Below are 10,644 nucleotides of genomic sequence, written 5' to 3' on the forward strand. Positions count from 1 at the left end.
CAGGGAGAGGGCGAGGGCGGCCGGCGGCGTCAGGGTGAGGATCAGCAGCAGGGCGGCCGCCAGCAGGCCGCATCGGCAGAAGTACCTACGGACCGCCCGTGCGGCGGCTCCACGCCCCTCTCCCCTGTCGCCCACGCGCGCTCCGTCGTTCGTGGAGCCATTCTGCGTCGGGGGCCGAAGAGGGGTAATCGGCTGTTGAAATCGCTGCAAAATGCAGCAAGGGGTTATAGAAACCCCGTGGTTTTCTCGATTGTTACGTTGTTGACAACATGTCGCCAGACCTCAGTCGCAGCCTTGGAACCGCTGGGATTAAACCTTTGTAACTGGCGGCCGATTCGCCTTGTTTTCGACCCCTATACTTCCGCCAGCGGTCCCCTTTCGGGGCCCAAAGCCCCAGTCGTGGCAAGGGATTCCTCCCCCATCGCGACTGGTGCCCATGGTCGGGGCTTCCCGGCCATGGGGCCCACCGATGGGGCCGGGACGGTCGCATGACCTGTCCCCGGCGTCCGTCGAAGGGGTGGACCTCCACCTCGACCCCGTCCCTCGAGGAACGTCTCGATGACCATCAGCCCACCAGAGCGTGGGAACAAGGCGAAGGACATGGTTGACCGGAACCCCGTTCCCGTCGACTTCGATGTTCTCGGCAAGCCCGGGCACTTCGACCGCTCCCTCGCCAAAGGTCCCAAAACCACCACCTGGATTTGGAACCTCCACGCCAACGCTCACGACTTCGACAGCCACACGAGCGATCTTGAAGAGGTCTCCCGGAAGATCTTCAGCGCTCACTTCGGCCATCTGGCCGTCATCTTCATCTGGCTGAGCGGCGCCTTCTACCACGGAGCCCGCTTCTCCAACTACACCGGCTGGCTGGCCGACCCCCTGCACGTCAAACCCAGTGCCCAGGTGGTCTGGCCGATCTTCGGCCAGGAAATTCTCAATGGCGATGTGGGTGCCGGCTTCCACGGCATTCAGATCACCTCCGGCCTCTTCCATGTGTGGAGAGCCTGGGGTTTCACCAACGAGTTCCAGCTCCTCTGCACCGCCATCGGTGCCCTGGTGATGGCCGGCCTCATGCTCAACGCCGGTGTCTTCCACTACCACAAGGCAGCGCCGAAGCTGGAGTGGTTCCAGAACGTTGAGTCCATGCTCAACCACCACCTGGCCGGTCTGCTCGGGCTCGGGTCCCTGTCCTGGACAGGTCACCTGCTGCACGTGTCGCTGCCCACCACCCAGCTGATGGACGCCATCGACGCCGGCAGCCCGCTGGTGCTCAACGGCAAGACCATCGCTTCGGTGGCCGACATCCCGCTCCCCCACGAGTTCATCAACCAGGACGTGCTGGCCCAGCTCTTCCCTGGTTTCGGTGCGGGTATCTCCGCCTTCTTCACCGGCAACTGGGCCGCCTACAGCGATTTCCTCACCTTCAAGGGTGGTCTGAATCCTGTGACCGGCAGCCTCTGGATGACCGACATCGCCCATCACCACCTGGCGATCGCGGTGCTGTTCATCGTGGCTGGCCACATGTACCGCACCAACTGGGGCATCGGCCACAGCATCAAGGAAATTCTCGAGGGCCAGAAGGGCGATCCCCTGCTGTTCCCCGCGCCCAAAGGACACGATGGGCTCTACGAATTCCTCACCACCTCCTGGCACGCCCAGCTGGGTCTGAACCTGGCGTTGTTCGGTTCGCTCACGATCATCGTGGCGCACCACATGTATGCGATGCCTCCGTATCCCTACATCGGTATCGACTACCCGACCCAGCTGTCGCTGTTCACCCACCACATGTGGATCGGCGGCTTCCTGATCGTCGGAGCCGGTGCCCATGCGGCCATCGCACTCATCCGCGACTACGACCCGGCCAAGAACATCGACAACGTGCTGGATCGGGTGCTGAAAGCCCGTGATGCCCTGATCAGCCACCTCAACTGGGTGTGCATTTTCCTGGGCTTCCACAGCTTCGGCCTCTACATCCACAACGACACCATGAGTGCCCTGGGTCGTCCCCAGGACATGTTCAGCGACACCGCGATCCAGCTGAAGCCCGTCTTCGCGCAATGGATCCAGGGCCTGCACGCCGCTGCCGCCGGCACCACCGCACCCAATGCGCTGGCCGGTGTGAGCGAAGTGTTCAACGGCGCTGTCGTCGCCGTCGGCGGCAAGGTGGCCGCTGCGCCGATCCCCCTGGGAACGGCCGACTTCATGGTCCACCACATCCACGCCTTCACGATCCACGTCACCGTGCTGATCCTGCTGAAGGGTGTGCTCTATGCGCGCAGCTCCCGCCTCGTCCCCGACAAGGCGAACCTGGGCTTCCGCTTCCCCTGCGACGGCCCCGGCCGTGGCGGTACCTGTCAGGTGTCGGCCTGGGACCACGTGTTCCTCGGCCTGTTCTGGATGTACAACTCCCTGTCGATCGTCATTTTCCACTTCAGCTGGAAGATGCAGAGCGACGTGTGGGGCACCGTCAATGCCGACGGCAGCGTCCAGCACATCACCAACGGCAACTTCGCCCAAGGCGCCATCACCATCAATGGCTGGCTCCGGGACTTCCTCTGGGCTCAGGCCGCCCAGGTGCTGAACAGCTACGGCTCGTCCTCCAGCGCCTACGGTCTGATGTTCCTGGGTGCCCACTTCGTCTGGGCCTTCAGCCTCATGTTCCTCTTCAGCGGCCGCGGCTACTGGCAGGAACTGATCGAGTCCATCGTCTGGGCTCACAACAAGCTGAAGGTGGCTCCCGCCATCCAACCGCGGGCGCTCTCCATCACCCAAGGCCGTGCCGTCGGTGTCGCCCATTACCTGCTGGGCGGTATCGCGACCACCTGGGCCTTCTTCCTGTCCCGACTCATCGCGGTCGGCTGACCTCCACCTGACCTTTCCCAATGGCAACGAAATTTCCTTCGTTCAGCCAGGGTCTGGCACAGGACCCGACAACCCGCCGTATCTGGTACGGCATCGCCACGGCTCACGACTTCGAGAGCCATGACGGAATGACGGAGGAGCGGCTTTACCAAAAGCTGTTCTCCACCCACTTCGGTCACCTGGCGATCATCGGCCTCTGGGTTTCGGGCAACCTGTTCCATATCGCCTGGCAGGGCAACTTCGAGCAGTGGGTCGCCGATCCGCTGCACGTCCGTCCCATCGCTCACGCGATCTGGGATCCCCACTTCGGCCAGGGCGCCATCGACGCCTTCACCCAGGCGGGCGCCTCCTCACCGGTGAACATCGCCTACTCCGGTCTGTACCACTGGTGGTACACGATCGGCATGACGACCAACATGGAGCTCTACCAGGGTTCCATCTTCATGCTGATCCTCTCGGCATGGGCCCTGTTTGCCGGCTGGCTCCACCTTCAGCCCAAGTTCCTGCCGTCCCTGGCCTGGTTCAAGAACGCTGAATCGCGGCTCAACCATCACCTGGCTGTGCTGTTCGGCTTCAGCTCCATCGCCTGGACCGGTCACCTGGTCCACGTCGCCATCCCCGAGTCCCGGGGACAGCACGTCGGCTGGGACAACTTCCTCTCGGTCTCGCCGCACCCTGCCGGTCTGGCTCCGTTCTTCACCGGCAACTGGGGCGTCTATGCCCAGAACCCCGACACCGCCAACCAGGTGTTCGGGACCTCTGAGGGAGCCGGCACCGCGATCCTCACCTTCCTGGGTGGTTTCCACCCCCAGACCGAAGCGCTGTGGCTCACGGACATCGCCCACCACCACCTGGCCATCGGCTGCATCTTCGTGATCGCCGGCCACATGTACCGGACCAACTTCGGTATCGGCCACTCGATCCGCGAGATCCTCGACGCCCACAACCCCCCCAAGGGGACCCCGGGTGATCTGGGTGCCGGCCACAAGGGCCTCTACGACACCGTCAACAACTCTCTCCACTTCCAGCTGGGCCTCGCCCTGGCTGCCCTGGGAGTCGTGACCAGCCTGGTGGCGCAGCACATGTACGCGCTGCCGTCCTATGCGTTCATCGCCAAGGACTACACCACCCAGGCGGCCCTTTACACGCACCACCAGTACATCGCCATCTTCCTGATGTGCGGTGCCTTCGCCCACGGTGCGATCTTCTTCATCCGTGACTACGACCCGGAAGCCAACAAGGACAATGTTCTTGCCCGGATGCTCGAGCACAAGGAAGCCCTCATCAGCCACCTGAGCTGGGTCTCCCTGTTCCTCGGCTTCCACACCCTGGGTCTCTACGTCCACAACGACGTGGTGGTCGCCTTCGGTACTCCCGAGAAGCAGATTCTCATCGAGCCGGTGTTCGCCCAGTTCGTCCAGGCCTCGAGCGGCAAAGCCCTCTACGGCATGGATATCCTGCTGGCCAATGCCGACAGCATCGCCTCCACGGCGTGGCCCAACAACGGCGCCGTCTGGCTGCCGGGCTGGCTGGATGCCATCAACTCGGGAACCAATTCCCTGTTCCTGCAGATCGGTCCTGGCGACTTCCTCGTGCACCACGCCATCGCGCTGGGTCTGCACACCACCACCCTGATCCTGGTGAAGGGCGCCCTGGATGCCCGGGGTTCCAAGCTGATGCCCGACAAAAAGGACTTCGGCTACTCCTTCCCCTGCGATGGCCCCGGCCGTGGCGGCACCTGCGACATCTCGGCCTGGGACGCCTTCTACCTGGCGGTCTTCTGGGCCCTGAACACCGTGGGTTGGGTCACCTTCTACTGGCACTGGAAGCACCTCGCCATCTGGCAGGGCAACGTGGCCCAGTTCAACGAATCCAGCACCTACCTGATGGGCTGGTTCCGTGACTACCTGTGGCTCAACAGCTCCCAGCTGATCAACGGGTACAACCCGATGGGGTCCAATAACCTGGCCGTCTGGGCCTGGATGTTCCTCTTCGGTCACCTGGTGTGGGCCACCGGCTTCATGTTCCTGATCTCCTGGCGGGGTTACTGGCAGGAGCTGATCGAAACCATCGTCTGGGCGCACCAGCGCACGCCCCTCGCCAACTTGGTGGGCTGGCGCGACAAGCCCGTCGCTCTCTCGATCGTTCAGGCCCGTGTGGTGGGTCTCGCCCACTTCACGATCGGCTACATCCTCACGTACGCGGCCTTCCTGATCGCGTCCACGTCAGGCAAGTTCGGCTGAGCCTCCGGCTCCCGAACCCCGTCCACGCCCCTTCTCGAATCTTCGAGGGACCCCCAGACCCCCGGTCATCACCGGGGGTTTTTTCTTGGCTGGATCGGCTCGGGGTCCGTGGGATCGAGCCGCTCTCCCAGCCAGGCCACCGGCAGCATCAGCAGCATCGGCAACGCGCACACCGCCAGCTGCTCAAGCTGGAGCGGCGCGGTGCCGAAGAAGCGGTTCATCGCCGCCGTCTGGCTGAAGATCCACTGCACCGCCACCGTGCCAGCGATGCCGAGCAGCACGGCCGGCGCCCGGGTGAAGGCCCCCCAGCCCAGCCGCGGCAACGCGGACAGCGCCGCGCCCAGCTGGCTGATGCTCACCAGATAGACCAGATGGGCCAACACCAGACCCTGCACAGCCATGGTGCGGGCCAGGTTCAGGTCGCTGCCGTGCCGTGTGCTCCAGAGAAACAGGCCGAAGATCACCATCCAGTTGAACAGTGACACCACCAGCAACCGGCGGATCAGGCCGCCGGTGAGCAGCGGTTGCTGCGGCGGCCGGGGGGGCTGCTGCATCAACCAGGGGGCCACGGGCTCAAAGGCCAGGGCGAGCGACATCGTCAGCGAGCAGATCATGTTGAGCCAGAGCACCTGCAGGGCAGTGACCGGCAGGGGCGTTCCCAGCACAGCCCCCAGCAGGATCGTCATCGAGGCGCCGCCATTCACCGGCAGCACGAAAGCCAGGGTCTTGCGCAGGTTGAGGTAGACCGTGCGCCCCTCTTCCACCGCCGCTTCGATCGTGGCGAAGTTGTCGTCCGTCAAGAGCATGTCGGCGGCCTGGCGGGCCACCTCGGTGCCGCCCGCGCCCATGGCGATGCCGATGTCGGCCTGCTTGAGGGCGGGGGCATCATTCACACCGTCGCCGGTCATCGCCACCACCTCGCCGTTGGCCTGGAGGGCTTGCACCAGCTGCAGTTTCTGGGCCGGTGCCACCCGGGCAAACACGTCCACCCGATCCACGCATGCGGCGATGCCATCCGGACCCAGTGCCGCCAGTTGGCGGCCATCGATCGCCGCCAGCTCTTCACCCTCACCGGCCGGAGCGCGGCCGATGCCCATCTGGCGGGCGATGGCCCGAGCGGTTTCCAGGTGGTCGCCGGTGATCATCTTCACCGTGATGCCTGCCGCCTGGCAGGCCGCCACGGCCCGGATCGCCTCGGAACGGGGCGGATCCAGCATCCCCTGCAGACCAAGGAAATCGAGATCCTCGGCCACTTGGTGGTGTTCCAGCTGGTGCTGAGACGCCCCGGCCTGGCCGATGGCAAAGGCGAGCACCCGCTCCCCACGGGCGGCCATGGCCGCCACGGCCGCCTCCACCGCCGGTCGGTCCAGGGGCTGGGGCCGGCCCCGGCCATCGAGCTGACGACGGCAGCGATCGAGCACGGCTTCCACCGAGCCCTTGAGCAGAATGCGCTCGCTGCCGTGAAGGGTGGCCATGAACTGCTGCTCTGACGCAAACGGAATGGCGTCGCGGCGCGGATGGCGAGCCAGGGCCGAGCGGCGGTCGATGCCGGCCATGTCCGCGGCCACCAGCAGGGCCGTTTCGGTCGGGTCTCCGACCAGTCCCTCCCGGCTGCTGGGTCGGGCGTCGTTGCAGAGCAGGCCTGCCAGCAGGGTTTCCTGCAGGGCCACATTCGCGGCGCCGGACAGGCCATTCCCTGGCCAGAGATCCTCAATCGCCACCCACTGACCACCGCCATAGAGGTGCTGGACTGTCATCCGGTTCTGGGTGAGGGTTCCGGTCTTGTCGGAGCAGATGACGGTGGTGCTGCCAAGGGCTTCCACGGCCGGCAGCTTGCGGATGATCGCTCGTCGCCGGGCCATGCGATTCACACCGATGGCCAGCGTGATCGTGACGATCGCCGGCAACTCCTCCGGGATCGCTCCCACCGCCAGGGCCACGGCCCCATCGAACATCTCTTCGGCACCGCGCCCCCGGGCCAGCCCTACGAGAAACGTGAGCCCGGCCAGCACCAGAATCACCTGCAGCAAGGTGCGACTGAAGCGCGCGAACTTGCGGGTCAGCGGCGTGGTGAGATCCACCTGCTCCTGCAGGGAGCTGGAGATGCTCCCGACTTCGGTGCCATCCCCCGTAGCCACCACCACCCCCAGGCCCTGTCCCGTCGTCACGAAGCTCCCCGCGTAGGTCATGCCGATCCGCTCCGCCAGGGGGGCTGAGGCTTCGACGGCGGAGGTGCCCTTGGACACCGGCAGTGATTCACCGGTGAGGGCCGATTCGTCGGTCCGCAGCTGGCGTACCGCCAGCAGGCGCAGGTCAGCCGGCACCCGCGCCCCGGCATCCAGCTGCACCAGATCGCCCGGCACCAGCTGCTCCGAGGCCAGGCGCTGACGCACGCCTTCGCGCACCACCTCCACCTCGGTTCGCACCGCCAGCGCCAGGGCCGCGATGGCGTTCTCGGCCTTGCTCTCCTGGACGAAGCCGATCACGGCATTGATCACCGTGACGCTCCAGATGACCAGGGCATCGCGGGGGTGACCCAGCAGTGCCTTCACGGCCCCCACCACCAGCAGGGTGACCAGCAGGGGGTTGTTGAACTGGAGCAGAAATTTCAGCCAGGCGGGCTTGCCGCCACGGCGGCTGAGCGCATTGGCGCCATGGGCCAGCCGTCGCCGCTGGGCCTCCGCCTGGCTCAGTCCGTTGACGGCATCGCTCTGCAGGGCCTCGACCACCGCGGCCGCTGGCAGGGCATGGGCTGGTGCGGGCAAGGGCGCCATGGGAGTGCGGGGGGAATGGATTCAACCCCTAGCGCATACCGCTGGCCTGGCCGCGGTTGGATGGGGGCGTCGATCACCCCACGGCGGACCTCCCATGCTGACCTTCGGCAGCACCTTCCAGGAGCTGGCGGCGATCCTGATGATCGCCGGCGTGATCGGCGTGCTGGCTCTGAGGCTGCGCCAGCCGCTGATCATCGGTTACATCCTCACCGGCATCGTGGTGGGGCCCGCCGTGCTGGGATGGGCCTCCGGTGGCAGTGAGCTGAAACTGCTCTCCAGCATCGGCATCTCCGTGCTGCTGTTTGTGGTCGGACTCAAACTCGACGTGGGACTGATTCGCTCCGTTGGTCCGGTGGCCCTGGCGACAGGCCTGGGCCAGATCGTCTTCACGTCGCTGATCGGATTCCTGCTGGCTCTGGGGTTGGGGTTTGCACCGGTGCAGGCGATCTACATCGCCGTCTGCCTCACCTTCTCCAGCACGATCATCATCGTCAAGCTGCTCTCCGACAAGCGGGAGATCGATTCCCTGCACGGCAGGATTGCGGTCGGGTTTCTCGTGGTGCAGGACATCGCCGTCATTCTGGCGATGATGCTGCTCAGCTCCTTTTCGGCGGCGGGTGGATCGGGCGGCATGGCGGCCCAGGGGATCCGCCTGTTCCTGGTGGGCACGGCCTTCGTGCTGGGAACCGCCGCCACGATGCGCTGGGTGATGCCGCCGCTGCTGGGTCGGTTGGCCCAGAACCAGGAGTTGCTGGTGCTCTTTGCCGTGGCCTGGGCCGTGGGACTGGCGGCCCTGGCCGATGGGATGAACTTCAGCAAGGAGGTGGGAGCCTTCCTGGGGGGGGTGTCGATCGCCTCAACCTCCTATCGGGAAGCGATCGCCTCCCGGCTCATCGGCCTGCGCGACTTCCTGCTGCTGTTCTTCTTCATTGATCTGGGCTCCGGCCTCAACCTCACGGCGGCGGGTGTCCAGCTCTGGCCCGCGCTGGTGCTGTCGCTGTTCGTGCTCGTGGGCAATCCATTGATCGTGGTGGCGATCATGGGGGCGATGGGTTACAGGCGTCGCACCGGGCTGCTGGCCGGACTCACCGTGGCACAGATTTCCGAGTTTTCGCTGATCCTGGCGGCCCTGGGGATGCGGCTCGGCCAGATCGGCGAAGCGGAAGTGAGCCTGATCACCCTGGTGGGGGTGATCACCATCGGCCTCTCGACCTACATGATCCTGGGCTCCGAACGCCTGTACCAATGGCTGCAGCAACCCTTGCGCCTGCTGGAGCGGGCCAGTCCATTCAGCGAGCTCGCCGGCGGCTCCTCCGGGCCGGCACGGGTCGATGTGATCCTGCTGGGTCTGGGCCGATTCGGCGGCGCGATCCATCGCCAGCTCCAGCCCCACAATCTGTCGCTCCTCGGCATCGACTTCGATCCCCAGGCCCTGCGCCTGGCCGCTGCGGAAGGGGTGCCGGTGCAGTACGGGGACTCGGAGGACCCGGAGTTCACCGCTTCGCTGCCGCTTTCCTCGGCCACGGTGGTGGTGAGCACCCTGCCGTCACTGGAGGCCAACACGGCCATCAGCCACGGCTTGCAGACGGCTGGGTTCCGCGGCCATTTCATCGCCACGGCCCACAACGAGGCGGAGGTGGCCCGGTTGGAATTCCTGGGTGCCCAGCGCACCTTGCTGCCCTTTCTGGATGCCGCGGAACGGGCGGCGGAGCTGATCGTCGGCGATCTGCTGGAACTCCAGGCGCAACGTTCGGTCTGAACCGGCGCGCCAGCTGGACAGGCACCTTGGGGCGTTCGTGGGTCACCCCTCCGCCCAGACCGTCACAGGCCCAGGGTTGCCCCTGACACCTTTGGAGGTGACCGACGGGCCCCATGCCCGTTCCTTCAACACACATTTGTCTGGGCTTAACCTTGCGTGAGGGGGCTGCTGCCAGGTTGAAGGCGACTGCAGCTGCTCTCAATGGGACTCACCTTTTCCGCACTGGATCCTTTCATTCCAGCGACAGGCGGAGTGATCTCTCTGGCAGCACTTGGGGCCAACTCCGAAATCTCTGCCTATAACCCAGCCAGCGGCTACCTGTATACCGTTGGCGGCGGATCCGGGGCCATTGTGGTTTCCGATCTCCGTGATCCCGCCAACCCCCAGGCCGTGGCCCGAGCCACCTCCACCGGCAACGGTGAAACCCTGCAGAGCGCGGCGGTGTTCGGCAATCTGCTCGCCATTGCGGTGCAGAACGCCGTCAAGACGGATCCGGGGTTTGTGCAGTTCTACGACCTCAGCAATCCGGCCCTGCCTGTTCATCTCAGCACCGTGACCGTGGGGGCCCTGCCCGACATGGTCAAGTTCAGCAGTGACGGCACCAGGCTTCTGGTGACCAACGAAGGAGAGCCGAATTCCCTTTACACCATTGATCCCGTCGGATCGATTTCACTTGTCGATACCAGCGGCTATCTGGCGAGCACGCCCGTAGCCCCCGCCGCCGCCGATGTGCAGACCGTGGGCTTCGAAGCCTGGGAGAACCGCAGAGCCGAGTTGATCAATCGCGGTGTCCGCATCGGCACCCGTCTGGGCGTCACCACCAGTGTGGCCCAGGACATCGAGCCGGAAGCCATTGCCATCAGTGCCGATGGCAACACCGTGTCAGGCGACAGCGAAAACTGGCCCAGATGCGACACGAAATCTGGCCCCCCTCCTTGAGCCACTGACCAGGGCCAGCGCGCAGCCTGCGGTGCTGTCACCTCTGGAGCAGAGCTCCCGGGATGCG

Annotated in this window: 5 protein-coding genes; 4 read left to right on the top strand and 1 reads right to left on the bottom strand. The window is 65.3% G+C overall.

Annotated features, from left to right (window positions below; translation table 11 throughout):
- The first annotated feature begins 558 nt into the window (after positions 1-558).
- The gene (psaA, locus tag VB737_RS03315) at positions 559-2,862 is read left to right on the top strand and encodes a photosystem I core protein PsaA (RefSeq protein WP_500311117.1); all 2,304 of its coding nucleotides are present in this window, start codon (positions 559-561) and stop codon (positions 2,860-2,862) included.
- 20 nt (positions 2,863-2,882) lie between these two features.
- Complete coding sequence (psaB, locus tag VB737_RS03320) at positions 2,883-5,105, top strand: photosystem I core protein PsaB (protein WP_500311119.1); 2,223 nt, start codon at positions 2,883-2,885, stop codon at positions 5,103-5,105.
- 68 nt (positions 5,106-5,173) lie between these two features.
- Here psaB and VB737_RS03325 read toward each other — a convergent pair whose 3' ends face one another.
- Positions 5,174-7,879 carry an HAD-IC family P-type ATPase gene (locus VB737_RS03325; protein ID WP_500311120.1) on the bottom strand — a complete coding sequence of 902 codons (2,706 nt, stop codon included), beginning with the start codon at positions 7,877-7,879 and terminating at the stop codon, positions 5,174-5,176.
- A gap of 94 nt (positions 7,880-7,973) precedes the next feature.
- Between VB737_RS03325 and VB737_RS03330 the strand changes: the two genes are divergently transcribed.
- Both VB737_RS03330 and VB737_RS03335 read left to right on the top strand, forming a co-directional pair.
- Positions 7,974-9,638, top strand: a complete 1,665-nt coding sequence (locus VB737_RS03330; RefSeq protein WP_500311122.1) for a cation:proton antiporter — start codon at positions 7,974-7,976, stop codon at positions 9,636-9,638.
- 201 nt (positions 9,639-9,839) lie between these two features.
- A complete protein-coding gene (locus tag VB737_RS03335; protein WP_500311124.1) occupies positions 9,840-10,577 on the top strand; it encodes a choice-of-anchor I domain-containing protein in 738 nt (245 codons plus the stop codon).
- The last annotated feature ends 67 nt before the right edge of the window (positions 10,578-10,644 follow it).

Origin of the sequence: Synechococcus sp. BA-120 BA3 (genome assembly GCF_034931285.1) — a bacterium.
Taxonomy (GTDB): domain Bacteria; phylum Cyanobacteriota; class Cyanobacteriia; order PCC-6307; family Cyanobiaceae; genus Cyanobium.